This window comes from Bradyrhizobium sp. GW821-FHT13H06, assembly GCF_058803975.1.
The window spans coordinates 1,017,595-1,043,151 of record NZ_JBXAPN010000002.1; the positions used below are offsets into that span (position 1 = coordinate 1,017,595).

28 protein-coding genes are annotated in these 25,557 nt (G+C 64.7%); 16 read left to right on the forward strand and 12 right to left on the reverse strand.

The features are described 5' to 3' along the window. Positions 1-173 precede the first annotated feature (173 nt). The 8 genes from AC1RQP_RS11715 to urtA all read right to left on the reverse strand — a co-directional run bounded on the left by AC1RQP_RS11715 (position 174) and on the right by urtA (position 7,482). Entirely contained in the window at positions 174-479 is a 306-nt protein-coding gene (locus tag AC1RQP_RS11715) for an urease subunit beta (protein WP_026202067.1), read from the reverse strand. 130 nt (positions 480-609) lie between these two features. Beyond that, the gene (locus AC1RQP_RS11720) at positions 610-912 is read right to left on the reverse strand and encodes an urease subunit gamma (RefSeq protein ID WP_007605424.1); all 303 of its coding nucleotides are present in this window, start codon (positions 910-912) and stop codon (positions 610-612) included. Positions 913-949: 37 nt separating this feature from the next. Further along, positions 950-1,780: an urease accessory protein UreD gene (locus AC1RQP_RS11725; protein WP_492937023.1), complete on the reverse strand. Its 831-nt coding sequence runs from the start codon at positions 1,778-1,780 to the stop codon at positions 950-952. 51 nt (positions 1,781-1,831) lie between these two features. Further along, a complete protein-coding gene (gene urtE / locus AC1RQP_RS11730) occupies positions 1,832-2,527 on the reverse strand; it encodes an urea ABC transporter ATP-binding subunit UrtE (protein ID WP_028177269.1) in 696 nt (231 codons plus the stop codon). Between the two features lie 3 nt (positions 2,528-2,530). Continuing rightward, positions 2,531-3,292, reverse strand: a complete 762-nt coding sequence (gene urtD, locus AC1RQP_RS11735; RefSeq protein ID WP_028177270.1) for an urea ABC transporter ATP-binding protein UrtD — start codon at positions 3,290-3,292, stop codon at positions 2,531-2,533. A gap of 4 nt (positions 3,293-3,296) precedes the next feature. Then, complete coding sequence (gene urtC, locus AC1RQP_RS11740; RefSeq protein WP_492937024.1) at positions 3,297-4,466, reverse strand: urea ABC transporter permease subunit UrtC; 1,170 nt, start codon at positions 4,464-4,466, stop codon at positions 3,297-3,299. Then, entirely contained in the window at positions 4,463-6,070 is a 1,608-nt protein-coding gene (gene urtB, locus AC1RQP_RS11745; RefSeq protein WP_492937025.1) for an urea ABC transporter permease subunit UrtB, read from the reverse strand. The genes urtC and urtB overlap by 4 nt, the downstream gene beginning before the upstream one ends. Positions 6,071-6,153: 83 nt before the next feature. Beyond that, positions 6,154-7,482 carry an urea ABC transporter substrate-binding protein gene (gene urtA, locus AC1RQP_RS11750; RefSeq protein ID WP_239627322.1) on the reverse strand — a complete coding sequence of 443 codons (1,329 nt, stop codon included), beginning with the start codon at positions 7,480-7,482 and terminating at the stop codon, positions 6,154-6,156. A 479-nt stretch (positions 7,483-7,961) separates the two neighbouring features. Here urtA and AC1RQP_RS11755 point away from each other — a divergent pair, with 479 nt between their 5' ends. The 3 genes from AC1RQP_RS11755 (at position 7,962) to AC1RQP_RS11765 (ending at position 10,339) form a co-directional block, all read left to right on the forward strand. Continuing rightward, complete coding sequence (locus tag AC1RQP_RS11755; protein ID WP_239627324.1) at positions 7,962-9,548, forward strand: DEAD/DEAH box helicase; 1,587 nt, start codon at positions 7,962-7,964, stop codon at positions 9,546-9,548. 23 nt (positions 9,549-9,571) lie between these two features. Beyond that, complete coding sequence (gene infA, locus AC1RQP_RS11760; protein ID WP_024340539.1) at positions 9,572-9,859, forward strand: translation initiation factor IF-1; 288 nt, start codon at positions 9,572-9,574, stop codon at positions 9,857-9,859. 267 nt (positions 9,860-10,126) lie between these two features. After that, positions 10,127-10,339, forward strand: a complete 213-nt coding sequence (locus AC1RQP_RS11765) for a cold-shock protein (protein WP_014439634.1) — start codon at positions 10,127-10,129, stop codon at positions 10,337-10,339. A gap of 177 nt (positions 10,340-10,516) precedes the next feature. On the opposite strand, the gene AC1RQP_RS11770 is transcribed toward AC1RQP_RS11765, so the two are convergent. Together AC1RQP_RS11770 and AC1RQP_RS11775 are read right to left on the reverse strand one after the other, a co-directional pair. Next, entirely contained in the window at positions 10,517-11,002 is a 486-nt protein-coding gene (locus AC1RQP_RS11770) for a pilus assembly protein N-terminal domain-containing protein (RefSeq protein WP_239627326.1), read from the reverse strand. A 112-nt stretch (positions 11,003-11,114) separates the two neighbouring features. After that, positions 11,115-11,942, reverse strand: a complete 828-nt coding sequence (locus AC1RQP_RS11775; protein ID WP_239627328.1) for a sterol desaturase family protein — start codon at positions 11,940-11,942, stop codon at positions 11,115-11,117. A gap of 266 nt (positions 11,943-12,208) precedes the next feature. On the opposite strand from AC1RQP_RS11775, the gene AC1RQP_RS11780 reads away from it, so the two are divergent. The 10 genes from AC1RQP_RS11780 to AC1RQP_RS11825 all read left to right on the forward strand — a co-directional run bounded on the left by AC1RQP_RS11780 (position 12,209) and on the right by AC1RQP_RS11825 (position 21,122). Further along, the gene (locus AC1RQP_RS11780) at positions 12,209-12,373 is read left to right on the forward strand and encodes a Flp family type IVb pilin (protein WP_028177277.1); all 165 of its coding nucleotides are present in this window, start codon (positions 12,209-12,211) and stop codon (positions 12,371-12,373) included. Between the two features lie 69 nt (positions 12,374-12,442). Beyond that, on the forward strand, positions 12,443-12,589 hold the full coding sequence (locus tag AC1RQP_RS11785; protein WP_193374332.1) for a hypothetical protein: 147 nt from the start codon (positions 12,443-12,445) through the stop codon (positions 12,587-12,589). Positions 12,590-12,709: 120 nt separating this feature from the next. Then, positions 12,710-13,234, forward strand: a complete 525-nt coding sequence (locus AC1RQP_RS11790; protein ID WP_492937026.1) for an A24 family peptidase — start codon at positions 12,710-12,712, stop codon at positions 13,232-13,234. Between the two features lie 127 nt (positions 13,235-13,361). Further along, the gene (gene cpaB / locus AC1RQP_RS11795) at positions 13,362-14,159 is read left to right on the forward strand and encodes a Flp pilus assembly protein CpaB (protein WP_492937027.1); all 798 of its coding nucleotides are present in this window, start codon (positions 13,362-13,364) and stop codon (positions 14,157-14,159) included. Positions 14,160-14,170: 11 nt separating this feature from the next. After that, positions 14,171-15,634: a type II and III secretion system protein family protein gene (locus AC1RQP_RS11800; protein ID WP_239629406.1), complete on the forward strand. Its 1,464-nt coding sequence runs from the start codon at positions 14,171-14,173 to the stop codon at positions 15,632-15,634. A 20-nt stretch (positions 15,635-15,654) separates the two neighbouring features. Then, positions 15,655-16,389 (forward strand): CpaD family pilus assembly protein, encoded by a 735-nt coding sequence (locus AC1RQP_RS11805; protein ID WP_492937028.1) that lies wholly within the window; start codon positions 15,655-15,657, stop codon positions 16,387-16,389. Next, the gene (locus AC1RQP_RS11810) at positions 16,386-17,654 is read left to right on the forward strand and encodes a CpaE/TadZ family protein (protein WP_061880984.1); all 1,269 of its coding nucleotides are present in this window, start codon (positions 16,386-16,388) and stop codon (positions 17,652-17,654) included. The genes AC1RQP_RS11805 and AC1RQP_RS11810 overlap by 4 nt, the downstream gene beginning before the upstream one ends. A gap of 20 nt (positions 17,655-17,674) precedes the next feature. After that, a complete protein-coding gene (locus tag AC1RQP_RS11815; RefSeq protein ID WP_061880985.1) occupies positions 17,675-19,144 on the forward strand; it encodes a TadA family conjugal transfer-associated ATPase in 1,470 nt (489 codons plus the stop codon). A 16-nt stretch (positions 19,145-19,160) separates the two neighbouring features. Next, positions 19,161-20,138: a type II secretion system F family protein gene (locus tag AC1RQP_RS11820; protein ID WP_131871970.1), complete on the forward strand. Its 978-nt coding sequence runs from the start codon at positions 19,161-19,163 to the stop codon at positions 20,136-20,138. A 9-nt stretch (positions 20,139-20,147) separates the two neighbouring features. After that, positions 20,148-21,122 (forward strand): type II secretion system F family protein, encoded by a 975-nt coding sequence (locus tag AC1RQP_RS11825; RefSeq protein ID WP_239627339.1) that lies wholly within the window; start codon positions 20,148-20,150, stop codon positions 21,120-21,122. A gap of 56 nt (positions 21,123-21,178) precedes the next feature. On the opposite strand, the gene AC1RQP_RS11830 is transcribed toward AC1RQP_RS11825, so the two are convergent. Both AC1RQP_RS11830 and AC1RQP_RS11835 read right to left on the reverse strand, forming a co-directional pair. Beyond that, entirely contained in the window at positions 21,179-22,006 is an 828-nt protein-coding gene (locus AC1RQP_RS11830; protein WP_492937029.1) for a tetratricopeptide repeat protein, read from the reverse strand. Between the two features lie 206 nt (positions 22,007-22,212). After that, complete coding sequence (locus AC1RQP_RS11835; RefSeq protein ID WP_028177287.1) at positions 22,213-22,416, reverse strand: hypothetical protein; 204 nt, start codon at positions 22,414-22,416, stop codon at positions 22,213-22,215. A gap of 197 nt (positions 22,417-22,613) precedes the next feature. Between AC1RQP_RS11835 and AC1RQP_RS11840 the strand changes: the two genes are divergently transcribed. The 3 genes from AC1RQP_RS11840 to AC1RQP_RS11850 all read left to right on the forward strand — a co-directional run bounded on the left by AC1RQP_RS11840 (position 22,614) and on the right by AC1RQP_RS11850 (position 25,342). Beyond that, the gene (locus AC1RQP_RS11840) at positions 22,614-23,987 is read left to right on the forward strand and encodes a leucyl aminopeptidase family protein (RefSeq protein ID WP_492937030.1); all 1,374 of its coding nucleotides are present in this window, start codon (positions 22,614-22,616) and stop codon (positions 23,985-23,987) included. Beyond that, the gene (locus AC1RQP_RS11845; RefSeq protein WP_492937031.1) at positions 23,980-24,834 is read left to right on the forward strand and encodes a C40 family peptidase; all 855 of its coding nucleotides are present in this window, start codon (positions 23,980-23,982) and stop codon (positions 24,832-24,834) included. The genes AC1RQP_RS11840 and AC1RQP_RS11845 overlap by 8 nt, the downstream gene beginning before the upstream one ends. A gap of 178 nt (positions 24,835-25,012) precedes the next feature. Beyond that, the gene (locus AC1RQP_RS11850; RefSeq protein ID WP_239627345.1) at positions 25,013-25,342 is read left to right on the forward strand and encodes a BA14K family protein; all 330 of its coding nucleotides are present in this window, start codon (positions 25,013-25,015) and stop codon (positions 25,340-25,342) included. The last annotated feature ends 215 nt before the right edge of the window (positions 25,343-25,557 follow it).

Consider the following 25,557-nt stretch of genomic DNA (forward strand, 5'->3'; position numbering starts at 1 on the left):
CGGCCTCTCCCGCAAGCGGGAGAAGCGGAGCAAGCCCGCAGACAGTCCTCGTGAAATCCACATGCGTTTACCCTCCCCCGCAAGGGGGGAGGGAGCCTGACCGGCGTGCTCACCTCACTGTCGATCACTGCACTCGCCTCAACCGTGCCGCGCCGCGCTCGTTCCTCCGGATGTCACAGCTTCCCCATCACGTCGCCGCGGAAACCGTAGATCGTCTTCTTGCCGGCCATGGCGACGAGCTGGACGTCGCGGGTCTGGCCGGGCTCGAAGCGGACGGCGGTGCCGGCGGCAATGTCGAGGCGCATGCCGCGAGCCTTCTTGCGGTCGAATTTCAGGGCCGGGTTGGTCTCGAAGAAATGGTAGTGCGAGCCGACCTGGATCGGGCGGTCGCCGGTGTTGGCCACCGTCAGCGTCACGGTCTTGCGCCCGGCATTCAGCTCGATCTCGCCGTCCTGGATGAAAAGTTCGCCGGGAATCATGTGCTGCCTCGTCTTGCTCCGCTGCGTCATGGCCGGGCTTGTCCCGGCCATCCACGTGGGGCCGCTTGGTTGACAGTCGTGGATGCCCGGGACAAGCCTGGGCATGACGATGTTGATACAGTTTCGCGCTTCAACGGATCGGCTCGTGCACGGTGACGAGCTTCGTTCCGTCAGGGAATGTCGCCTCGACCTGGATGTCGTGGATCATCTCGGGAATCCCCGGCATCACCTGGTCGCGGGTCAGGACCTGCGCGCCGGATTGCATCAGCTCGGCAACGGTACGACCGTCGCGCGCGCCCTCGAGGATGAAATCGGAGATGATCGCGATCGCCTCAGGATGGTTGAGCTTGACGCCGCGGTCCAGCCTGCGGCGCGCCACGATCGCCGCCATCGAGATCAGAAGCTTGTCCTTTTCGCGGGGAGACAGGTTCATGCGACATCTCTTCCGTTCAACACGTCAATTCAACCACTCAATTCAGCCAGAGCCGCGGCAGGGCGACGCCAGTGCGCGCCAGCACGGCCATCATGTCGGCGCGCAAACGCGCCGCATCTTGGGCACAGAACCGCGCCATTGCAAAGCCATTCCAGGCGGATATCCCGACCTCGCCGGAGAACGACTCCGATGCCATGCGGATGCGCTCGACCAGTGCCTCATCGCCGGGCACGATCAGGGCCGTGCCGATCGCCGCGCCACCCTTGGCGACCGCGGATCGCGCGAGCTTTGCGCCGATATCGCCGCCGAGCCTGACCGTTTCGGCGAAGACCAGCCTGCCGCCGCGGCGCATCCGCCAGCGGTCGACGAATTCGCCCTGCTCCATCCGCTCGCCCATGGCGGTGCGGCCGAACACGACGATCTCGCAAAGCAGGAGCGAGGCGTTCTCGTCGAGCGCGATGTCGAAGCGGCGGTGAACCCGGGCGCGATCGAACAGGATCGTCTCCTGAGGCAGCCAGGCAAGACGCGCACCCGCGCCGGCCTTCAGGGCGATGTTGAGCTGCGCCGCCGAGCCCGGCGCGCGATAGACCTTTTCAGCCGCCGCCGTCGTCAGTGTCAGCCGCGAGCTCTCCGCCACCGATATCTCGATGTCGAAGCGATCACCGCCGGCAACGCCGCCGGCGGTATTGACGAACACGCCGGAGAGGCCCTCGTCTTCGGGCGAGGGAAAGCGCACGCGGAGCGAACCGGATTCATGCAAGGCCCCGCGGCGCGTCACACCGTCACGAGCGTGCACGTCGAACCTGACAGCGCCACGGGCGCGGTTGGCCTCGAACACCGAATTCGTCGCTAAAGCGTCGCTGCGCATCCGTCTCCCCAGCCGGCCGCGGCAGGATTTCTTGGCTTATTGGCCCCTGACTTACAGCGCCATCTGGCGGCTGATCTCGCCGGGATCCAGGTTGGCGCGATCGCAGGTGAACTTCACCGCGCCGCGATCCATCACCGCGAAACTGTCGCCGAGTTCGCAGGCAAAGTCGAGATATTGTTCGACCAGCACGATGGCGATGTTGCCGAGGTTGCGCAGGTAGGAGATGGCGCGACCGATGTCCTTGATGATCGAGGGCTGGATGCCCTCGGTCGGCTCATCCAGCAGGAGCAGCTTCGGCCGCATCACCAGGGCGCGGCCGATGGCGAGCTGCTGCTGCTGGCCGCCGGAGAGGTCGCCGCCGCGCCGGCCGAGCATGGATTGCAGTACCGGAAACAACGAGAAGACGTCGTCCGGGATATGCCTGTCCTCGCGCTTGAGCGGCCCGAAGCCGGTCTTGAGGTTTTCCTCGACCGTCAGCAGCGGAAAGATCTCGCGGCCCTGCGGCACGAAACCGATGCCCTTGCGCGCACGCTCATAGGGCTTCAGACCCGTGATGTCGCTGCCATCGAACACGATCGCACCCGAGGAGATCGGATACTGCCCGACCATGGCACGCAAGAGAGACGTCTTGCCGACGCCGTTGCGCCCGAGCACGCAAGTCACCTTGCCCGGCTCGGCCGAGATCGAGACGCCGCGCAGCGCCTGCGCCGCGCCGTAGAACAGGTTGATGTCCTTGACCTCAAGCATGGCTCAGCGTCCCAGATAGACTTCGATGACCCGCTCGTTGGACGAGACCTGGTCGATGGTTCCTTCCGCGAGCACGGTGCCTTCGTGCAGGCACGTGACCTTGACGCCGAGCTCGCGCACGAAGGTCATGTCGTGTTCGACCACCATGACCGTGTGGGTCTTGTTGATCTCCTTGAGCAACTCGGCGGTGAGATGCGTCTCGACGTCGGTCATGCCGGCGACAGGCTCGTCGACGAGGAGCAGCTTGGGATCCTGCGCCAGCAGCATGCCGATCTCGAGCCACTGCTTCTGGCCGTGGCTGAGGCTGCCGGCAAGGCGGTTGCGGGCCTCGGTGAGGCGGATCGTCTCCAGCACCTTGTCGATGCGCTCGGCTTCCGCCTTGCTGCCGCGCCAGAACAGCGTCGCCTTGACGCTGTGGTCGACATTGAGCGCGAGCAGCAGGTTGTCCTGCACGGTCTGGCTCTCGAACACGGTCGGCTTCTGGAATTTCCGGCCGATGCCGAGCTCGGCAATGCGCGTCTCGTCGAGCCGGGTCAGGTCGGTGACGCCGTCGAACAGCACGGTGCCCTCGTCGGGCTTGGTCTTGCCGGTGATGATGTCCATCATCGTGGTCTTGCCGGCGCCGTTCGGGCCGATGATGGCGCGCATCTCGCCGGGCTCGAGCGTCAGCGAGAGATTGTTGATGGCGTGGAAGCCGTCGAACGAGACGTGCACCCCGTCCAGATAGAGCATCGCGGAAGTCGCGCGGGTATCCATGACATTCATCGCGCTACTCCGCCATCTTGGGTTCGGTGACGCCGTCCTCGGCCGCCACGCTCACGGAGGTCGCGGCGGTGCGTTTTTCCTTCGACGAGTCCCACCAGGCGTTGAAAGTGCCGACGATGCCCTTCGGCAGCAGCAGCGTCACCAGGATGAACAGCGCGCCCAGCATGAACAGCCAGTACGGCGCCAGCATGCCGGACGTGAAGAACGTTTTTGCATAGTTGACGACGACGGCGCCCAGCGCGGCGCCGACCAGCGTGCCGCGGCCGCCGACCGCGACCCAGATCACCGCCTCGATCGAGTTGCCCGGCGCGAACTCGCTCGGATTGATGATGCCGACCTGCGGCACGTAGAGCGCACCGGCAACGCCGGCCATGCAGGCCGAGACCGTGAACACGAACAGCTTGTAGGATTCGACGCGGTAGCCGAGGAAGCGGGTCCGCGATTCCGCGTCGCGCACCGCGATCAGCACCTTGCCGAGCTTGGACGAGACGATGGCGCGGCAGATCAGGAAGCCCACAATCAGCGCCAGGCAGCTCAGCGCGAACAGCGCCGCACGGGTGCCCTCCGCCTGCACGTTGAAGCCCAGAATGTCCTTGAAATCGGTGAGGCCGTTATTGCCGCCAAAGCCGAAATCGTTGCGGAAGAAGGCGAGCAGCAGTGCATAGGTCATCGCCTGCGTGATGATCGACAGGTACACGCCGGTGACGCGGGAGCGGAACGCGAGCCAGCCGAAGCAGAAGGCGAGCAGGCCGGGCACGACCAGCACCATCAGCGCGGCGAACCAGAACATGTCGAAGCCGTACCAGTACCACGGCAGCTTCTCCCAGTTCAGGAACACCATGAAATCGGGCAGGACCGGATTGCCGTAGACGCCGCGGGTGCCGATCTGCCGCATCAGGTACATGCCCATGGCGTAGCCACCGAGCGCGAAGAAGGCGCCGTGACCGAGCGAGAGGATGCCGCAATAGCCCCAGATCAGGTCGATCGAGAGCGCCAGAATGGCGTAGCAGACATATTTGCCCCAGAGCGCGACGAGATAGGTCGGCACTTGCAGGAACGAGCCCGCGGGCAGCAGCAGGTTGGAGAGCGGGATGAGGATGCCGCAGGCCGCGACGACGGCGAGGAAGATCGTCGCGCTGCGGTCCAGCGATCGCGTCAGCATGTGAGGGGTCATGCTTCCACCGCGCGGCCCTTGAGCGCGAACAGGCCGCGCGGCCGCTTTTGAATGAACAGGATGATGAGGACCAGGATCGCGATCTTGCCGAGCACGGCGCCGGCGACCGGCTCCAGGAACTTGTTGGCGATGCCGAGCGTGAAGGCGCCGACCAGCGTGCCCCAGAGATTGCCGACCCCGCCGAACACCACGACCATGAAGCTGTCGATGATGTAGCTCTGGCCGAGATTGGGGCTGACATTGTCGATCTGCGACAGCGCGACGCCGGCGATGCCGGCGATTCCCGAGCCGAGGCCGAAGGTCAGCGCATCGACGCGCGAGGTGGCAATGCCCATCGAGGCCGCCATGCGCCGGTTCTGCGTCACCGCGCGCATCTCGAGGCCGAGCGCCGTGTAGCGCAGCATCGCGAGCAGGATCATGAACACGGCGAGCGTGAAGACGAGGATCCAGAGCCGGTTATAGGTGATGGTGATCTGGCCGAGCTCGAACGCGCCGCTCATCCAGGAGGGGTTGCCGACCTCGCGGTTGGTCGGGCCGAACATCGTCCGCACCGCCTGCTGCAGCACCAGCGACAGGCCCCAGGTGGCAAGCAGCGTCTCCAGCGGCCGGCCGTAGAGGAAGCGGATGATGCTGCGCTCGATCAAGACGCCGATGGCACCGGCGACGAGGAAGGCGAGCGGCACGGCGATCAGCAGTGAATAGTCGAACAGGCCGGGATAGCGGGTGCGGATCACCTCCTGCACCACGAAGGTGGTGTAGGCCCCGATCATCACCATCTCGCCATGCGCCATGTTGATGACGCCCATCACGCCGAAGGTGATGGCGAGTCCGATCGCCGCGAGCAGCAGCACCGAGCCGAGCGAGAGGCCGTACCAGGCATTCTGCACCATGGACCAGACCGCCAGCGAGCTCTGGATCGAGCCGATCGCGCTCGCGGCGGCCTTCGTTACCGACGCCGGCTGGTCGCCCATGCCGGTCAGCAGCGCCAGCGCGTCCTGGTCGCCGCGCGCCTTGAGGGTGGCGACGGCCTCGAGCTTTTCGACCTCGGTGGCATCGGACTTGAACAGCAGGATCGCGGCGCGGGCCTCGCCGAGCGCGGTCTTGACGGATCTGTTGGTTTCCTTGGCAAGCGCCGCATCGACCGCCTCGAGCGCAGTCTCCTCATGCGACTTGAAGACGGACTGCGCGGCCTGCAGCCGCGTTCCGACGTCCGGCGACTGAAGCGTCAGGCCGCCGAGCGCGGCGTCGACGCTGCGACGCAGGCGGTTGTTGAGGCGGACCGCGCTCGCACTGTCGGGAACGCTGGCGACGGCCGCGCCCGTCGCGGCGTCGACCGACTTGCCGTCGGCGCCGGTGACGTAAACCTTCTTGCTGTCAGGATCGGCCATGAGGCGGCCGTCCTGGAGCGCGCTGATGATGGGGAAAGCCAACGGGTTGCCGCTGCCGGCGACCACGCCGATCGCCTCTTCCGTGTCGGAAAAATCGTCATTGGCGAATTTGGCGACGGCATCCTCGAACGGACCGGCGAAGGCCGGCAGCGCGAACGCGATCAGAAACAACGAGAGTGCAAGCGAGCAGAGACGGGCGGACAAATGGGCTGGCACTGTGAATGACCCCGGCAGAAATGAGTGGAGAAGGCGGCGGGATCGCCGCCCTCTCCGATCTTGCAATGGACGTCAGATCCGGATCAGGAGCCCGAACCGAGACACTTGTTGGTCTTGGTGTTGAAGTTGCCGCACTTCTTGCCGACCCAGTCGCCGATCAGGTCCTTGGAGCCATCGAGCTCCTTCGACCAGGCATCGCCCGCGACGAGGCCCGGCGTCTTCCAAACCACATCGAACTGGCCATTCGCCTTGATCTCGCCGATGAACACCGGCTTGGTGATGTGGTGGTTCGGCAGCATCTTCGACACGCCGCCGGTCAGGTTCGGCGCCTCGATGCCGGGAAGCGCGTCGATCACCTTGTCCGGATCGGTCGACTTCACCTTCTCGACCGCCTTCACCCACATGTTGAAGCCGATCACGTGCGCTTCCATCGGGTCGTTGGTCACGCGCTTGGGGTTCTTGGTGTAGGCCTGCCAGTCCTTGATGAACTTCTCGTTCGACCCATCCTTGGTCTTGATCGATTCGAAGTAGTTCCAGGCGGCGAGATGACCGACCAGCGGCTTGGTGTCGATGCCGGCGAGTTCTTCCTCGCCCACGGAGAACGCGACGACCGGGATGTCCTTTGCCTTGATGCCCTGGTTGCCGAGTTCCTTGTAGAAGGGAACGTTGGCGTCGCCATTGATGGTCGAGACCACCGCGGTCTTCTTGCCGGCCGAGCCGAACTTCTTGATGTCGGCCACGATCGTCTGCCAGTCGGAGTGACCGAACGGCGTGTAGTTGATCATGATGTCTTCCTGGGCGACACCCTTCGACTTCAGATAGGCTTCCAGGATCTTGTTGGTCGTGCGCGGATAGACGTAGTCGGTGCCCGCGAGCACCCAGCGCTTCACCTTCTCTTCCTTCATCAGATAGTCGACGGCCGGGATCGCCTGCTGGTTCGGGGCCGCACCCGTGTAGAACACGTTGCGCTCGCTCTCCTCACCCTCGTACTGCACGGGGTAGAACAGAATGTTGTTCAGCTCCTTGAAGACCGGCAGCACCGACTTGCGCGACACCGAGGTCCAGCAGCCGAACACGACCGAGACCTTGTCCTTGGTGATCAGCTCGCGCGCCTTTTCGGCGAACAGCGGCCAGTTCGAAGCGGGGTCGACGACGACGGCTTCCAGCTTCTTGCCGAGCACGCCGCCCTTCTTGTTCTGCTCATCGATCAGGAAGAGGATGGTATCCTTCAGCGTGGTTTCGCTGATCGCCATGGTGCCGGACAGGGAGTGGAGCACGCCGACCTTGATGGTGTCGTCCGCGGCCTTCGCGCCAGTCAATGAAGCCAGACCGAGCACCAGTCCGGCGGTCGCGGCGAGCACGCCGCGGCGGCTAAATGAAGCCGCTATATCGTGAGTGGATTTGCTAAACATGAGTGTCTCATCTCCCTGACGCAGACGTGAAAATGCTACGAAACGGCCCCACGGCCGCCTGCGATTAACGGAATCGCAAGAACCATGCCATGGGCTGAGCACCCATCAACGCTTTGATGTTACTTATGAAATTGGCCGGAATCGAAGTTTGGCCATAGTCAGATTGACTAAATTATAGGCGGCCAAAATGTATGCGAAAGCGGCATGCAGGTTATTTTCTAAGCAACCCATCAGTTCTGGCTAAATTTCCGGCATCACTATTTTTGCACCGCAATCGCTATTTCGGGCGCGCCTGCCTTGAAAGCGCCCCTTCGATGTTCCATATGACCACCCAGACCTCTTGCGAATCAAGGGGTCATAGCGAGCCGCGTGTTCTTAAGCCCGTACGGGCGTCTGGCTTGCCCCATATCTCCCAAGCCCATCCGACACCCCAAACACGCAGGTGTCTTCTCGACACCTTTTTGCGCGCGCCGCGCCGAATGCGCCGGGCGCTCGCTTTTGACATGGAAAGAACCCCTCTTTTGACTTCGTTTCAGGATTTCGGCCTCGCCGAACCCATCGCGCGCGCTCTTCGTGAAGAGAATTACGTCACCCCCACCCCGATCCAGGCCCAGACCATCCCGCTGGCGCTGACCGGCCGCGACGTCGTCGGTATCGCCCAGACCGGCACCGGCAAAACCGCGTCCTTCGCGCTTCCGATCCTCCACCGGTTGCTCGAGAACCGCATCAAGCCGCAGCCCAAGACCTGCCGCGTACTCGTGCTCTCTCCGACCCGCGAGCTGTCCGGCCAGATCCTGGACAGCTTCAACGCCTATGGCCGTCACCTGCGGCTGGCGTCGACCCTCGCCATCGGCGGCGTGCCGATGGGCCGTCAGGTCCGCGCCCTGATGCAGGGCGTCGACGTTCTGGTCGCCACTCCCGGCCGCCTGCTCGACCTCGTGCAGAGCAACGGGCTGAAGCTTGGAAGCGTCGAGTTCCTCGTGCTCGACGAAGCCGACCGCATGCTCGACATGGGCTTCATCAACGATATTCGCAAAATCGTCGCCAAGCTGCCGATCAAGCGGCAGACGCTGTTCTTCTCGGCCACCATGCCCAAGGACATCGCCGAGCTCGCCGACGCCATGCTGCGCGATCCGGCCCGCGTCGCGGTGACCCCGGTCTCCTCGACCGCCGAGCGGATCAACCAGCGCATCATCCAGGTCGACTTCTCCTCCAAGCCCGCCTTCCTGACCAAGCTCCTGAAGGACGAGCCGATCAACCGCGCACTGGTTTTCACCCGCACCAAGCACGGCGCCGACAAGGTCGTGAAGACCCTTGAAAAGGCCGGCATTGCCGCGAGCGCCATCCACGGGAACAAGTCCCAGAACCATCGCGAGCGGACGCTCGCCCAGTTCCGCTCTGGCGAGATCCGCACCCTGGTGGCGACCGACATCGCCGCCCGCGGCATCGACGTCGACGGCATCACCCATGTCATCAATTTCGACCTGCCCAACGTCCCCGAGACCTACGTCCATCGCATCGGCCGCACCGCGCGCGCCGGCGCCGACGGCACCGCGATCTCGCTGGTCGCAGGCGGCGAGGAGCTCAGCTATCTCCGCGACATCGAACGGCTGATCCGCGTCGCGCTGCCGCGCGAGGACCACCGCACCGACGCCGGGCGCCGCGATGCCGGCCCCGCCCCGTCGCAGCAACGGCAGGGCCGGCCGGGCGGCCGCCCGGGCCAACGCCCGCAAGGGGCACGGCACGGTGACGGGCGGCGTGCTGACGAAAGACATGCCGACGGGCGTCACCATGGTGCCGGCAAGCAAAGTGACGGAAGGCACGGTGAAGGACGGCACGCCGAGGCGAGGCATGCTGACGGACGACCCGGCAATGGTGGCCCGAATGCTTCGAAGGGTTCTCGGCGCCGCCGCTCCGGTGGTAAGATGCATTCATCGCCCGTCGACCGTCCGGAACAACGTTCCGCGCATAGCGCCGGGACGCCTGATGGGATACAAGGCGTTGCCTTTTTGCGCCGCGAGAGTCGGCCAAACAGCCAACCGAACCGCAAACCCTATTCGCACTAGCCGTCCACGACCTGGAGAAATTCATGGCTAAGGAAGAGCTGATCCAGTTCGAAGGACTGGTCACCGAAATCCTCCCCGACGCCCGTTACCGCGTGCAACTCGACGCCGGACACGAGATCGTTGCCTATACCGCCGGCAAGATGAAGAAGAACCGCATCAAGACGCTCGCCGGCGACCGCGTGACGGTGGAGATGTCGCCGTACGACCTGGAGAAGGGCCGGCTGATTTTCCGCCACAAGGACGAACGTCCCAGCACGGCGGGCGGACCGCCCCGTCCCGGACAGCGCGGCGGCCAGTTCCGCCGCCGCTGATCGGCTGCGGCGCGCACGCGCGAGATAAAATCCCGACTTGGATCTTGATCCGCCGTTGACACCACGGCGGATCAAAAAATCGTGCACGTCCCGATTGTTTCGAATCCCCGTTTCCGATAAAATGAATTAATCGATTTTCGGCCGGACGACATTGGCATCCACCGGTACAGCCGGTTCAGACACCCTGACGACCCTTCCAGAAATTCGATCTAAACTTGCCCGCGTGAGCGGGCTCCGACATTGTGTTTATCTGAGAAGGACTACCCCATGAGCATGGGAACCGTGAAGTGGTTTAACGCGACCAAGGGCTTCGGCTTCATCCAGCCCGACGACGGCGGCCAGGACGTGTTCGTTCACATCAGCGCCGTGGAGCGCGCCGGTCTCGGCTCGCTGCGCGAAGGCCAGAAGATCTCCTACGAGATCGTGGCCGACCGCCGCTCCGGCAAGTCGGCGGCGGACAACCTCCGCGCCGCGGGCTGAGCCCACCGGGCTCTTGGCCCGACCGGCCCGAGCCAGAGGAAACAAGAAGGCCGTGCGTCGCGCACGGCCTTTTATTCTACGGCATGATCCGGAAAAGTGTGCAGCGCTTTTCCGAAATGATCATGCTCGAACAATAACCCAGAGCGCGCCGACCATTCATCCTGATCGCATCGCGCTTTAGTTGGGTTTGGCGCTGCCGCTGGCACTGTTGCTCAGCGAACCGGCCTGGCTCATCGTGTTGTTGAAGTAGGCGTCGCTGTCGCCGAGCGTCACGCGACGCTGGCAAAGCGGTACGCAGCTGTAGGACTCGCGCTCGATCCCACGATAGACGGTGACGAGCCGGTCGCTCGGACCTTCAACCTGGATCTGGCGGTCGACCAGGATCTCGCCGCCCCGGTCGAGCGCGATGAAGTTGGTGGCACCATAGCCCTTTCCGGTCACGACGATCATGCCGCCCGGCTGGAGCGTGACGTCGGCGATCAGGGGATTGCCGACCACGATGGTTGCCACCTTGCCGGGCAGCCGTACCAGCTTGGCCTGATCGACATTGACGGCGATCGTGTCGGCGGTGGACTCGGCAAGGCCGGCGGCCGGCCATGCCAGCGCCGCAGCGGCAACCAGAAGACACACGCGCGCATGACGGCGCAGCAATTCCTTACGCATACTCTTACCCCCGGGACGTCACAAACCGGCAGAAGCGACCAGATAACAGCGGAGCCGGCGCCCGACCCGGCCAACCTGCCTTTAATTCATGAACGTTCCGCAAACTCGCCGGCTATTGTTTGAACGGATAGGAGAGTTGGCCCCAGATCTCCTTCGGCATGGTCGCTTCGTCCTTGCCGTAGTCCTGCGGCAGCTTCCCCTCCGGCATGCGGAAGGTGCCGAACAGCACGTCCCAGATCGGAAACGTCCCCGCGAAATTGGTGTCGCCGCCCTCTTCGAGCGAGGTGTGGTGCCAACGGTGGAATACCGGCGTCGCCAGCACGTATTTGAACGGTCCGAAGGTCCAGTTCAGGTTGGCGTGCACGAAGGCCGAATGGAAGGTGGTGAACGGGCCGACCCAGATCATGACGTTGGGGGAGATCCCGGCCATCAGCAGCACGACGTCGACGCTGATCGTCCCGAGCAAGAGATTGACGGGATGGAAGCGGGCCGCGGAGATCCACCCGATTTCCTCCGACGAATGATGGACGGCGTGGTACTTCCAGAAGCCGCCGTCGTGGAAAAGCCGGTGCAGCCAGTACAGCATGAAATCAGACAGCACCAGGAACAGCAGGGCCTGGAGCCACAGCGGCAGCTGCGACAGCGGACCATGGCCATTGTCGTAGAAGGCAATGAGCGCGTCGGCGTCATGGATGTTGAAGACGACGCTGGCGCCGACGATCAGAAGACCGATCCGCATGGTGCGGGCGAACACCGGGACGAAGAACCAGTAGCAGATGTCGGTGACGATCTCCCGCTTGCGCCACCACGGCGCGCCGGGATTGCAGGCCCAGAAATGCTCCAGCACGGTGAAGACCGCCGCAAGCACGAAGGTGACGGGGATCACCTTGACGATGGTCTCGCCGAGCATCAGGGCGACTTGCATGGGCAGGCTCGACATCGTCGCCTCTCTTGCGAATTCCAGTCCAGCCTAGACGTACTCCGCGAAATTTAAGGGAGGGTGAAGCAGGCATCGCGCTGCCGATGCATCGGGAACCGGAATGCATCGCAGCTGTCGTTTTAAGGCGAAATTCACTCTGCGCGAAAGCTTCGCGCCGGACCTTGGTTTATCCGATCGATTTAACTTTACCGAAAGAGCTCGGCTCTCATGGTCTTCGCCTCAGGCTGCGCCGAACGAGGCGATTTCACCCAGACGGAGTTTTGTTCATGAAGAACTTGATCGCGCGTTTCGCGAAGGATGAATCCGGCGCCACCGCCATCGAATACGGTCTGATCGCCGCCGGCATCGCGTTGGCCATCATCACCGTCGTCAACAATCTCGGCACCGCGCTGAACGGCAAGTTCACCTCGATCAGCACGTCGCTGAAGTAGGGAACCGAGACCGACGACAAGAGCCCCGGGCCTCCGGGGCCTTTGCTTTTCTGAAGACGGCAAGTTCCAGTGGCGTTGTACAAGTTCAGAACCGATGCCGCGGTCGCGGCGAAAGAGGTGGGGGCGGCTCAAGCCGGCTCGCCGGCCTATTGGATCTGCCTTGCGCTGCTGCTTGCGACCGTCGCGCTCGCCGCACGCATCGCCAGCTTCTGGTGAAAACGCATTCGGCAGCCTTGGCCTCACGTCCCTGTCGCCGTTGTCGGTTTGTTTAGCACTACGCGCTAACATCCGGCGACGCCAGCTCCCGCGGCCAACCCAGGCCTCAAGACGCAGCCCATGATCCTCGACCTTGCGCGCCTTCTGCTCTTCCCGGCCTTGATCGCATTCGCCGCCGCGAGCGATCTCTTCACGATGACGATCTCGAACCGCGTGTCGCTGGCGCTGGTCGCAGGCTTCTTCGTGCTCGCCCTTGCCGGTGGCATGGCACCTTACGAAATCATGAGTCATGTCAGCGCCGGCGCTCTCGTCCTGGTCGTGGCCTTCGCCTGCTTCGCGATGGGCTGGGTGGGCGGCGGCGACGCCAAGGTCGCGGCTTCCGTCGCGCTCTGGTTCGGCTTCGCGCAGCTGATGAACTTCCTGCTCTACGCCTCGCTGTTCGGCGGCGCGCTGACGCTGCTTCTGCTCCAGTTCCGGCAATGGCCGCTGCCCTACGGGCTGGCGGGTCAGGCCTGGCTCGCACGGCTGCACGCCAAGGAGAGCGGCATTCCCTACGGCATCGCGCTCGCCCTGAGCGCGTTGATGGTCTACCCGGAGACCGAATGGGTGAAGGCGATCGACCTCACTCACCTCGCACTGCGCTGAACCCACTGGGTAACCCGGCGTTAAGGCGATTTAGATACGCCTCATTAACCATGCTTTGACGAATAGCTGGTCAACTGCCGATCACGGCGGCGGCAGCGTCGCCGCGTATTGTTGGAAAGTGAAGCGTATGAATAGGGCACGCATTGTCGTCCTGACGGTCGCCATCTGCGCCGGCGGCGTCGCCGCGTACCTGGCGAGCGGCACCGACAATTCTGCGCCGCCTCCGCTTCCGGTCGCGCAGCTGCCGACCGTCGACGTCCTCGTCGCCAAGAACGACATCGGCCTGGGCCAGACCGTGAAACCGGAAGACGTGCAATGGCAGACCTGGCCGGCCGCGACCGCCAGCACCACCTTCATCCGCCGCAACGAGCGTCCCGATGCTGCGACCCAGGTAAGCGGCTCGATCGCGCGCGCACCGTTCATTCAGGGTGAGCCGATCCGCGACCAGAAGCTGGTCAAGGCGGAAGGCTCCGGCTTCATGGCGGCGATCCTGCCCACCGGCATGCGGGCGATCTCGACCGAGATCTCGCCGGAGACCGGCGCGGGCGGCTTCATCCTGCCCAACGATCGCGTCGACGTGCTTCTCACGCGCCGGTTGAAGAACCCGGACGAGAGCAGCGGCGCCCCCGACCTCGTCACCTCCGAGATCATCCTGGCCAATATCCGCGTCCTGGCCATCGACCAGGCGCCCAAGGAGAAGGATGGCCAGAACGCGGTGATCGGCAAGACCGTCACCCTCGAGCTCAATCCAGCGCAGACCGCAACGCTCTCCGCGGCGCGGCAGAGCGGCACGCTGTCGCTGGCGCTGCGCAGTATCGCCGATGTCAAGCTGAGCGAAATCACGCTCGACGACTCCGCACAGAAGCGAGACGGCGTTTCGATCATTCGCTACGGCATTCCAAGTCAGACGGCTAAGGCACGATGAAGACAGTCGATATGAAATGCAGGGCAGATTCGGCGACGATACGAACCTCACTGGTCCGCGCCCTGTCGTTTTCGGCCGCCTTCGCGCTGGCGTTCAACCCGGTGATCGCTGCCGATTACCGCCCCGTGGCGCCGGCCGCGGCGGACGGCCAGATCAACGCGCGCTTCCTCTCGCTCGGCATCGGCAAGTCCATCGTGATCGACCTGCCGCGCGACATCAAGGACGTGCTTGTCGCCGATCCCAAGATCGCCAATGCGGTGGTCCGTTCGGCGCAGCGCGCCTACATCATCGGCGCGGCGGTCGGCCAGACCAACATCGTGTTCTTCGATTCCGCCGGTCAGCAGATTGCGGCCTATGACATCGCAGTCAAGCGCGACCTCAACGGCGTGCGGGCCGCGCTGAAGCAGGTCCTGCCCAATTCAGACATCCAGATCGATGGCCTCGGCGACGGCATCGTCCTGACCGGAACGGCTGCCAACCCGATGGAAGCTCAGCAGGCCAACGAGCTCGCCGCGCGCCTGGCCGGCGGCCCCGACAAGGTGGTGAACTCGATCGTGGTGCGCGGCCGCGACCAGATCATGCTCAAGGTGACGGTGGCCGAGGTCCAGCGCAACATCGTCAAGCAGCTCGGCATCGACCTCTCCGCCAACCTCAACTACGGCACCTCCGTGGTGAGCTTCACCAATTCGAACCCGTTCACGGCCTATGGCCGCAACCTTGTCGACGGCAACAATCTGACCACGAAGTTCGGCGCGACGCCATCCGTGCAGGCCACCCTGCGTGCGATGGAAACCGCTGGCGTGATCCGCACGCTGGCCGAACCGAACCTGACCGCGATCTCCGGTGAATCGGCGACGTTCGTCGCCGGCGGTGAATTCCCGGTGCCGTCAGGCTATGCGTGCGACCCCGTCACTCATGTCTGTACAACCCAGATCAACTTCAAGAAGTTCGGCATCTCGCTGAACTTCACGCCCGTGGTGCTGAGTGAAGGCAAAATCAGCCTGCGGGTGATGACGGAAGTCTCGGAGCTGTCGAACGAGAATGCGATCACGCTGTCGCAGGCGGTGACCTCGACCACGGTGAATTCGCTGACGGTGCCCTCGATCAGGACCCGCCGCGCGGAGACCTCGCTGGAAATTCCCTCCGGCGGCGCGATGGCGATGGCTGGCCTGATCCAGCAGCAGACCAAGCAGGCGATCAGCGGATTGCCGGGACTGATGCAACTCCCGATCCTGGGCACGCTGTTCCGCAGCCGCGACTTCGTCAACAACACGACCGAACTGGTCGTGATCGTGACGCCTTATGTCGTTCGCGCGGTGGCGCCGAAGGACCTGTCGCGGCCGGATGACGGCTTCGCTCCGCCTGCGGATCCGCAGGCCCAGCTGATCGGCAATGTCAACCGACTCTACGGCGTGCCCGGACGGGCCGAACCGGGCAAGAGCTACCGCGGCACCTACGGCTTCATCACCGACTGAGGCGGAACGGGGACTTCACGATGATTACGAGACCACCCCAGCTTCGCAGACGCGCCATCCGCCTCGGTGGCGCGCTCGTCGGCATGGCGCTCGCGCTCGGCGGCTGCCAGCACGACGAGGTCGTCACGGCCTCCATTCCCGACGATTACAAGCAGCGCCATCCGATCGCGATCGAGGAGCAAAATCGCTCGATCGTCGTCTTCGTCGGGCATGCCCGCGGTGGACTGACCGCCGCCCAGCGCGCCGACGTGATGGGGGTCGCATCGGCATGGTTGCACGAAGGCACCGGCGCCATTCGCATCGACGTACCGTCCCAGACGCCCAACGCTCGTCCGATCGCGGATACGATGCGAGAGATCCAGGCGATGCTGGCGGCGGCAGGCGTTCCGCCGCGCGGCGTCAGCGTTCACCCCTACCGGCCAGAGGACAAGCGCTTCCTGCCGCCGATCCGGCTCACCTATTCCAAGATCGCCGCGGTCGCCGGTCCCTGCGGCCTGTGGCCTGAGGACATCGGCCCCTCGATGAAGAACAAGCGCTGGTTCGAGAACAAGGACTACTACAACTACGGCTGCGCCGCTCAGCGCAACCTCGCGGCCATGGTCGACAATCCGTCGGATCTGGAGCAGCCGCGGCCCGAAACTCCGTCATACACGCCGCGGCGCATCACCGGTTTCGAGAAATATCGCAAAGGGCTCTCGACGGCAACGACCTATCCCGAGGCCGACAAGGCCAAACTCAGCGAAACCGGCAGATGATCAGCTACGCGCGCCAGACACAAGAAGAGCAGCAGCAAGCCGCTCCTCCGCCGATGGAGGAGCATATTGCGCCTGCGCCGCGCGTCTCGGTCCAGGCCTTCTGCGAAACCGTGGAGACTGCCGCCGCGGTACAGGCGGCCGGCGAGGATCGCCGTCTCGGCAAGGCCCACCTGAAGATCCAGATGGGCGGCATGGCGGCCGCGATCGAAGCCTATCGCTCGGCTCCCACGCCGAACGTGATCGTGCTCGAGAGCGACGGCCGCAGCGATCTGTTGAGCGGGCTCGACCAGCTCGCCACCGTCTGCGACGCCGGCACCCGCGTGGTCGTGATCGGCCGCATCAACGACGTCACGCTCTATCGCGAGCTGGTTCGCCGCGGCGTCAGCGACTACGTGCTCGCGCCGGTCGGCGCGATCGACGTCGTGCGCTCGATCTGCAACCTGTTCTCGGCGCCGGAAGCCAAGGCGGTCGGCCGCATCATCGCCGTGGTCGGCGCCAAGGGTGGCGTCGGGGCTTCCACCATCTCCCACAATGTCGCCTGGGCGATCGCGCGCGACCTCGCGATGGACGCCGTCGTCGCCGATCTCGACCTCGCCTTCGGCACCGCCGGGCTCGACTACAATCAGGATCCGCCGCAGGGCATTGCCGACGCCGTGTTCTCGCCCGACCGCGTCGACACCGCCTTCATCGACCGCCTGCTGTCGAAATGCACCGACCATCTCAGCCTGCTGGCGGCACCTGCGACGCTCGACCGGGTCTATGATTTCGGCACCGACGCTTTCGACGCCGTGTTCGACACGCTGCGCTCCACCATGCCCTGCATCGTGCTCGACGTTCCGCATCAATGGGCGGGTTGGACCAAGCGCGCCTTGATCGGAGCGGACGATATCCTGATCGTGGCCGCCCCTGACCTCGCCAACCTGCGCAATACCAAGAACCTGTTCGATCTGTTGAAGGCCGCGCGGCCCAACGACCGGCCGCCGCTCTACTGCCTCAACCAGGTCGGCGTGCCGAAACGGCCCGAAATCGCCGCCACGGAGTTCGCCAAGGCGATCGAGAGCCAGCCGGTCGTCTCGATCCCGTTCGAGCCGCAGATCTTCGGCTCGGCAGCCAACAACGGCCAGATGATCGCGGAGATCTCCGCCAACCACAAATCGATCGAGATGTTCCTGCAGATCGCCCAACGCCTGACCGGCCGCAGCGAGACCAAGAAACAAAAGTCGTCCCTGCTTTCACCTCTGATTGAGAAGTTGCGGGGAAGATAAGCGCCGCATGGAGCTGTTAAGTGTTCGGTAAGCGTAGCGGAACAGACACCGACTTTCGGGCGCCCAAGCCCGGCGCCGTGTCGCACGAGCCTGCCCCGGCTCCGGCGCCGACGATGTCGCGCGCCCCAACTCCGCCGGCCGTCGCCTCGCCGCCGCTTGCCCCTGCCAAGGTCGCGCCGCCTCCGGCCATGGAGAGCCGGCGTTCGGACAATTATTACGAGGTCAAGGCGACCATCTTCGGCGCACTGATCGAAGCGATCGACCTCGCCCAGCTCGCCAAGCTCGATTCGGAGTCCGCGCGCGAGGAAATCCGCGACATCGTCAACGAGATCATCGCGATCAAGAACATCGTGATGTCGATCGCCGAGCAGGAAGAACTGCTCGACGACATCTGCAACGACGTCCTCGGCTACGGTCCGCTCGAACCGCTGTTGTCGCGCGACGACATCGCCGACATCATGGTCAATGGTGCCAATACCGTCTACATCGAGGTCGGCGGCAAGATCCAGCGCACCGGCATTCGCTTCCGAGACAACCAGCAGCTTCTCAACATCTGCCAGCGCATCGTCAGCCAGGTCGGCCGGCGCGTCGACGAATCCTCGCCGATCTGCGACGCGCGCCTCGCCGACGGTTCTCGCGTCAACGCCATCGTGCCGCCGCTGTCGATCGACGGCCCGACGCTCACCATCCGCAAGTTCAAGAAGGACAAGCTGACGCTGGATCAGCTCGTCAAGTTCGGCGCGATCTCGCCGGAGGGCGCCGAGATCCTCCAGATCATCGGTCGCGTCCGCTGCAACGTGCTGATCTCCGGCGGTACGGGCTCGGGCAAGACGACGCTGCTCAACTGCCTCACCAATTACATCGAGCACGACGAGCGCGTCATCACCTGCGAGGACGCCGCCGAGCTCCAGCTCCAGCAGCCCCATGTGGTACGGCTGGAGACCCGTCCGCCCAACATCGAGGGCGAGGGCCAGGTCACCATGCGCGAACTGGTGCGCAACTGCCTGCGCATGCGGCCCGAACGCATCATCGTCGGCGAAGTCCGCGGACCCGAGGCGTTCGACCTGCTCCAGGCCATGAACACCGGCCATGACGGCTCGATGGGCACGCTGCACGCCAACAACCCGCGCGAGGCGCTGTCGCGCTGCGAATCCATGATCACGATGGGCGGCTTCTCCCTGCCCTCGCGAACGATCCGCGAGATGATCTGCGCCTCGATCGACGTCATCATCCAGGCCGCGCGCCTGCGCGACGGTTCACGCCGCATCACCCACATCACCGAGGTGATGGGCATGGAAGGTGATACCATCATCACCCAGGACATCTTCCTCTACGACATGGTCGGAGAGGACGCCAACGGCAAGATCATCGGCCGGCACCGCTCGACCGGCATCGGCCGTCCGAAGTTCTGGGAACGCGCCCGCTATTACGGCGAGGAGAAGCGCCTTGCCGCTGCGCTCGACGCAGCGGAAGTCGCTCCGAAGACGTGAGCAGGTCAGCGCCGCCATGAACATGCAGGTCCTCGCCCTCGCCTTCCTCGCCACCGCAGCCGTCGGTGGCATCGCCTGGGTCTTCCTCTATCCGTTGCTGTCCGGGGAGCGAAAGGCGGAAAGCCGGCGCGCATCGGTCGCGCGCGCCGAGGCGCCGACGGCCCGCCAGGCCGAGAAGACCCAGCGCTCGCGCCGCGAGCAGGTCGAGACAACGCTCAAGGACCTCGAGGCGCGGCGCGCCCAGGAGAAGAGCGCTCCGCTCAGCGTCCGCCTGTCGCAGGCGGGGCTTGACTGGACGCCGCAGAAATTCTGGATCGCGTCCGCCGTCGTGGCGGGCGTGTTCTTCGCGGTCGCTCTGTTCGGCGGCGGCGGCATGATCGGCGCCGCCGGGCTCGCCTTTGCCGGCGGCTTCGGCCTGCCGCGCTGGGCGCTCAGCTTCCTGAAGAAGCGTCGCGAGGCCAAGTTCCTGGCTGCGCTGCCCGACGCGGTCGACGTGATCGTTCGCGGCATCAAGGCGGGCCTGCCGCTGTTCGAATCGATCAAGGTCGTCGCCGCCGATTCTCCCGAGCCGCTGCGCAGCGAGTTCCTGGCTATCATCGAGACGCAGGCGATCGGCATGCCGCTGGGCGAGGCCTGCGCGCGGCTCTACGAGCGCATGCCGCTGCCGGAGGCCAATTTCTTCGGCATCGTGGTGTCGATCCAGCAGAAGTCGGGCGGCAACCTCTCCGAAGCGCTCGGCAACCTCTCCAAGGTGCTGCGCGACCGCAAGAAGATGCGGGAGAAGATCCAGGCGATGTCGATGGAAGCCAAGGCCTCGGCCGGCATCATCGGCTCGCTGCCGCCGATCGTGATGTTCCTCGTCTATCTCACGACGCCGCAATACATCTCGGTGCTTTGGACTCATCCTACCGGCCAGCTGATGCTGGTCGGCTGCGTCGTCTGGATGTCGATCGGCATCATGGTGATGAAGAAGATGATCAACTTCGATTTCTGACGGTGCCGTATGGTCGAATTCCTCGTCTCGAAACTGCACGACGTCCGCTTCATGACCATGCTGCTCGCGGCCGTCGCCGCCAGCGCAACCGTGTATACGCTGGTGATGCCGTTGTTCGCCGGCGAGGGCCTCTCCAAGCGCATGAAGGCGGTGGCAAGCGAGCGTGAGCGCATCCGGCAGCGCGAGCGTGAGCGTCTTCACAAGAGCGAAAAAGTCTCGCTGCGCCAGACCCCGAAGCAGCTCGTTTCCAAGGTGGTCGAGGACTTCAACCTCACCAAATGGCTCGCGCAGGAAGCTGCGCGGGACAAGCTCATCATGGCAGGTTACCGCGGCCAGGCGCCCTACATCACGTTCCTGTTTGCCCGCATGGTCGCCCCGATCGTGCTCTTCATCGGCTCGGCCCTCTACGTCTTCGTGATCGCGCGCATGGAACAGGCGCTGCCGGTCAAGATCGGCATCTGCATCGGCGCTGCCTATCTCGGCCTTCAGGCGCCGATGCTGTTTCTCAGGAATGCGATCGCCAAGCGTCAGCTCTCGATCAAGCGTGCATTTCCCGACGCGCTCGACCTGCTCCTGATCTGCATCGAATCCGGCATGTCGGTCGAGATGGCGTTCCGGAAGGTCGCGACCGAAATCGTGGGTCAGTCGATCGCGCTCTCGGAGGAGTTCACCCTGACCACGGCCGAACTGTCCTATCTGCAGGATCGCAAGGTCGCCTATGAGAACCTCGCACGGCGCACCGGGCTCGAGGGCGTCAAGTCGGTGTGTCTCGCGCTTCAGCAGGCGGAGCGCTACGGCACCCCGCTCGGCCACTCCCTGCGCGTCATGGCGCAGGAGAACCGCGACATGCGCATGAACGAGGCCGAGAAGAAGGCCGCCGCGCTGCCGCCGAAGCTGACGGTGCCGATGATCCTGTTCTTCCTGCCGGTGCTGTTCGTGGTCATTCTGGGGCCGACCGCCATCAAGGTCACGGAGTTGCACTGAGTGAGAGCGGACCGCGCGGTTCGCCACTCAGGCTGAGATCGGGCGATCAGATCTGATCAGTCGGGCTGGCTGAGCGAAGCAACCGGCGTCCGCTTCGGTGCACCGTGCGGGGCCTCGCTGCGGCTGAGCATGTCCTTGAGATAGGCGACATTGGCGGCGGCCTGGTCCGGTGGCAGGTCCGCTTTCACGATGGTCTCCGCTTCCGCGAAGCGGCCCTGGAGACCGACGACCAAGGCGAGGTTCTGCCGCACCCGCGCGCTCGCACGCGGGGAAGCATAGGCCTGCCGCAGCGCCTCTTCGGCTTTCGGCAGCTCTCGCGACAACATGTAGGACAGGCCGAGATTGGAGAGCACGCCGGGATCACCCGGTGCGATCTTGAGCGCGCTCGCGTAGTAAGATCGCGCCTCTTCATGACGGCCCATCTGGTCCAGCGCCGTGCCCTGCACCGAAAGCAGGCGCCAGTCCGGATTGTCGGGCGAATGCGCCTTCGACAGGACGTCGTAAGCCTGCTGGAAATTGCCGTTGTCGGCGAGTGCGCGGCCGTACTGGGCGAGCAGCGCCTTGTTGCCGGGATTGGCGATGGTCGCCTGCTCGAGCACGGCGGCGGCCTGGGCGCGCTGGCCGTTGGCGCGCAAGGCCTGTCCGTAGGCGAGTGCGGCGTTGGCATCCCTGGGATTGGCGCGGTAGCGCTCGCCATAGGCGTCGACGGCACGCGCTGGATCGGTGGACGCGCGGTCGGCGGGAGCCGTCTCCGCCCGGGGGCCGACCGAGCCCGTCACGTCGGAGAGTTTCGACATGGCCGTGCAGCCGCCGAGGCCCATGGCCACCGCTGCGATCAGCGACGTCGAGGCAAGAAGCCGGGCAGGACTGATCCGTTGACGCATGAAGCCTTGATTCTGGAACCGCTTGATCGAGCCGAACGCGCCAGCAATAGAATGTTAACCCTAACGGCCGGTTAACGACGCCCTCTGGCCTCTCGCGGCGGCATCACGGCCGCAACGCTCGCAAAGGCGTGAGGCCGTCCCCTTCCAAACCGTAGGTCTCGGCGCGAGATACGAGATCCGCCCGAGGACGGCGTCCTCTCACCCGGTCAATATTCGATGGCGAGCCGCCGGCGGATTTCGTCGATGCGCTTGTCGAGCGCATCGAACCGCGCGTGGACGGAGCGGTCGTGGAGATAGAAGACGTAGCCGCCGGCAAGGAACGCGAAGATCCAATGGTGATGCTCGATATAGCCAAAAATCGCCTCGACGGCCTGGCCGACGAATGTGACCACGCTCCACACAAATTCCATCGCGTTTCCTCCCGGCGCTTCCTCCGGTCGCCTCCGATCTCCACATCTGGCGGCCGCACCCCCGAACCTAGCATGGCCTTGCGGCGCGTAGCAGTTCGCTGAACGGTGACGGCAATGCTGATTGCAGCGGCGCCGAAACTCTGCGAAGTCTCGTCAGTTCGCATGACCCCGCTTGATCTGACGATCCGGACCCGCCAATGCCCTCTATCTTCGAGACGTCGCCCACCGCCATCCCGATCACTTTCGTCACCAAGTCGAGCTGGGATCAGATTGCCGAGACGCTGCCGCCGGCGCAACGCCAGTTTGCCGCCGCGAGCGCCTTTGCCGCCAAGCCTGGCGGCTATCTGGCACTTCCCGCGCTGGACGGGACGATTGCCCAGGTGCTGTTCGGCCTCGAGGATGAGGGTGCAAGATCGCGCGACCTGTTCCGACCCGGGGCCCTGCCCGGCCTGTTGCCGCCGGGCACCTATCGCTTTGCCAACGCACCGCACGATCCGCGGCTGGCGGCGCTCGCCTTCGCACTGGGGTGCTACCGCTTCGCCCGCTACCGCAAGGCGGATCGCCCCGAGGTCCGGCTGGTGCCGCCTGACGGTGTCGACGCGGCCGAGATCGAGCGGATCGCCGATGCCGCAGTACTGGCGCGCGACCTCATCAACACGCCGTCCAACGACATGGGTCCGGCGGAACTCGCCGCAGCCGCGCAAGCGCTCGCCACCGAGTTCGGCGCGAGCTTCGCCTGCACCGTCGGCGACGATCTGAAGACGAATTTTCCGCTGATCCACGCCGTCGGCATGGCCTCCAGCCGCGCGCCGCGACTGATCGACATCGGCTGGGGCGATCCTGATCATCCCAAGGTGACGCTGGTCGGCAAGGGCGTGTGTTTCGACACCGGCGGACTCGACCTGAAGCCGTCGAGCGGCATGCTGATCATGAAGAAGGACATGGGCGGCGCCGCCAACGTGCTGGCGCTCGCGCGCATGGTGATGGACGCGAAGCTCAAGGTGCGGCTGCGCGTGCTGATCCCGGCCGTGGAAAACGCGGTCGCCGGCAATGCCTTCCGCCCCCTCGACATCTTCACCTCGCGCAAGGGCATCACAGTCGAGATCGGCAACACCGACGCGGAAGGCCGGCTCGTCCTCGCCGACGCGCTGGCGCTGGCGGACGAGGAGAAGCCCGAACTGCTGATCGATCTGGGCACGCTGACGGGCGCGGCCCGCGTCGCGCTGGGGCCGGATTTGCCGCCCTTCTATACCAATGATGAGACGCTGGCCGCCGACGTCGCGCGCTGCGCGGCGAAGGAGAACGATCCGTTGTGGCGCATGCCGCTGTGGCCGCCTTACGATGCCTGGCTGGATTCCAAGACGGCCACCATCACCAACGCGCCGTCCGGCGGCTTCGCCGGCTCGATCACTTGCGCGCTGTTCCTGCAGCGCTTCGTCGAGCACGCCGGGAGCTGGCTGCATGTCGACATCTATGGTTGGACGCCGTCGGCGAAGCCGGCGCGGCCCGAAGGCGGCGAGTGCCAGGCCGCTCGCGCCCTCTACACATTGCTGAGCGAGCGCTATGCATGATCCCAAACATGATCCACGGCTGACGCCGGCGCGGGGCGATATCGCCGCGAAATATCTCGAAGGCAAGGTCGAGGCGGATCGCTTCGTCACCGGCGAGGAATTCGAGGTGGTCGAGGCGATCGCACCGGTGCGCGAGCAGCCGTCCTCGAACGCCATGCTGATGACGGAAGCGCTGCGCGGCGAGCGCGTCACGGTCTACGACCGCAACGGCGAGGGGTGGGCCTGGGGCCAGCTCAATGGCGATGGCTATGTCGGCTGGCTTCCCGACGCGGCGCTCGTGAAACCGACGGCCGCGCCGACGCACAAGGTGGGCGCACTGAGAACTTTCGCGTTCCCCGGTCCCTCGATCAAGCTGCCGCCGGCCGACACGCTCGTGATGGGATCGAAGATTGCCGTGGCGCGCGAGGACGGCTCTTTCGCCGTGACGCGCGACGGGAGATTTTTGCCGGGGACGCATCTCGTCCCGCTCGATCATCGCGAGGCAGATTTCGTGTCGGTGGCCGAGCGCTTCGTCGGCACGCCCTACCTGTGGGGCGGCAAGAGCAGCCTCGGCATCGACTGCTCGGGCCTCGTGCAGATCTCGCTGACCGCCGCAGGCATCGGCTGCCCGCGCGATAGTGACATGCAGCTGGCCGGACTCGGCCGCACGCTGGAGCCTCATGAGCGAGGCAGCTTGCTGCGCGGCGATCTGGTCTTCTGGAAGGGCCATGTCGCCATCGTCCGAGATGCCAGCACCATGGTTCACGCCAATGCATATCACATGGCGACCGTGGTCGAGCCGATCGAGCCCGCGATTGCGCGGATCAGGCAGGCCGGCAGCGAGGTCACCGCGATCAAGCGACTCTAGCGGGCCTCCCTCGACCACTGCCTCTCGTTCCACAAGCACACGACGCTTTCCGTGTTTGAACGACAGCATTGGGCCGGGCAGCAAGTATGGCTCACAACGAGCTTGTTGACCGCACCATGTCGATCCACATCTCATCGCGCTGGCTGCACGACGCGCCGGCTGGTGATGGAGATCGACTATGACTGGACTGAAGATTCTCGCTGCCGCGACCTTGCTGTCGAGCCTGACCTTAAGCACCGCCTACGCGCAGTCTGGCTTTGCAAGCAGCCATCCGGATACGTACGAGGCCGAGTACCCCAATCGCAACCTGAATGGCACACTGACGCCGGCAGGTCGGATAGGCCTCGAGTTGCCGGATGGCGCGGCTCCTGCGCAGGGAGCGAACAACGCCCTGGCTCGCATTGATGGCGCTGCCGCCTCACGTTCTTGCGCGGAGCGCTACCGATCCTACGATCCCGCAACGGGCACCTACATCGGTCGAGACCGTCGCCGTCATCTCTGCAGGTAACGCCGCGAATTAGGGACCTGCATCCCCGACAGGATTTGAGGCGACGCCGAGGCGGCGCCTCGAATGAGCATTTCGACCTCCGCCCTCGACGGACAGGTCGTAAAGCGCGATGCGAATAGGATGAAACGTCATCGCGCTTTAGGTTGTTGTTTAAGCATGATCTTGTCGGAAAACCGCTGCGCACTTTTCCGGATCATGCTTTAGCCCAGCAATGA

Coding starts and splice junctions, on each gene's coding strand:
- AC1RQP_RS11790 (WP_492937026.1), top strand. CDS start 12,710: ATGATCCTCGACCTTGCGCGCCTTCTGCTCTTCCCGGCCTTGATCGCA.
- cpaB (WP_492937027.1), top strand. CDS start 13,362: ATGAATAGGGCACGCATTGTCGTCCTGACGGTCGCCATCTGCGCCGGC.
- AC1RQP_RS11835 (WP_028177287.1), bottom strand. CDS start 22,416: ATGGAATTTGTGTGGAGCGTGGTCACATTCGTCGGCCAGGCCGTCGAG.
- AC1RQP_RS11765 (WP_014439634.1), top strand. CDS start 10,127: ATGAGCATGGGAACCGTGAAGTGGTTTAACGCGACCAAGGGCTTCGGC.
- urtE (WP_028177269.1), bottom strand. CDS start 2,527: ATGCTTGAGGTCAAGGACATCAACCTGTTCTACGGCGCGGCGCAGGCG.
- AC1RQP_RS11780 (WP_028177277.1), top strand. CDS start 12,209: ATGAAGAACTTGATCGCGCGTTTCGCGAAGGATGAATCCGGCGCCACC.
- infA (WP_024340539.1), top strand. CDS start 9,572: ATGGCTAAGGAAGAGCTGATCCAGTTCGAAGGACTGGTCACCGAAATC.
- AC1RQP_RS11825 (WP_239627339.1), top strand. CDS start 20,148: ATGGTCGAATTCCTCGTCTCGAAACTGCACGACGTCCGCTTCATGACC.
- AC1RQP_RS11820 (WP_131871970.1), top strand. CDS start 19,161: ATGAACATGCAGGTCCTCGCCCTCGCCTTCCTCGCCACCGCAGCCGTC.
- AC1RQP_RS11775 (WP_239627328.1), bottom strand. CDS start 11,942: ATGTCGAGCCTGCCCATGCAAGTCGCCCTGATGCTCGGCGAGACCATC.
- AC1RQP_RS11715 (WP_026202067.1), bottom strand. CDS start 479: ATGATTCCCGGCGAACTTTTCATCCAGGACGGCGAGATCGAGCTGAAT.
- AC1RQP_RS11830 (WP_492937029.1), bottom strand. CDS start 22,006: ATGCGTCAACGGATCAGTCCTGCCCGGCTTCTTGCCTCGACGTCGCTG.
- AC1RQP_RS11770 (WP_239627326.1), bottom strand. CDS start 11,002: ATGCGTAAGGAATTGCTGCGCCGTCATGCGCGCGTGTGTCTTCTGGTT.
- AC1RQP_RS11800 (WP_239629406.1), top strand. CDS start 14,171: ATGAAATGCAGGGCAGATTCGGCGACGATACGAACCTCACTGGTCCGC.
- AC1RQP_RS11755 (WP_239627324.1), top strand. CDS start 7,962: ATGCGCCGGGCGCTCGCTTTTGACATGGAAAGAACCCCTCTTTTGACT.
- AC1RQP_RS11840 (WP_492937030.1), top strand. CDS start 22,614: ATGCCCTCTATCTTCGAGACGTCGCCCACCGCCATCCCGATCACTTTC.
- AC1RQP_RS11720 (WP_007605424.1), bottom strand. CDS start 912: ATGAACCTGTCTCCCCGCGAAAAGGACAAGCTTCTGATCTCGATGGCG.
- urtC (WP_492937024.1), bottom strand. CDS start 4,466: ATGACCCCTCACATGCTGACGCGATCGCTGGACCGCAGCGCGACGATC.
- AC1RQP_RS11810 (WP_061880984.1), top strand. CDS start 16,386: ATGATCAGCTACGCGCGCCAGACACAAGAAGAGCAGCAGCAAGCCGCT.
- urtD (WP_028177270.1), bottom strand. CDS start 3,292: ATGAATGTCATGGATACCCGCGCGACTTCCGCGATGCTCTATCTGGAC.
- AC1RQP_RS11845 (WP_492937031.1), top strand. CDS start 23,980: ATGCATGATCCCAAACATGATCCACGGCTGACGCCGGCGCGGGGCGAT.
- urtA (WP_239627322.1), bottom strand. CDS start 7,482: ATGTTTAGCAAATCCACTCACGATATAGCGGCTTCATTTAGCCGCCGC.
- AC1RQP_RS11850 (WP_239627345.1), top strand. CDS start 25,013: ATGACTGGACTGAAGATTCTCGCTGCCGCGACCTTGCTGTCGAGCCTG.
- AC1RQP_RS11805 (WP_492937028.1), top strand. CDS start 15,655: ATGATTACGAGACCACCCCAGCTTCGCAGACGCGCCATCCGCCTCGGT.
- AC1RQP_RS11725 (WP_492937023.1), bottom strand. CDS start 1,780: ATGCGCAGCGACGCTTTAGCGACGAATTCGGTGTTCGAGGCCAACCGC.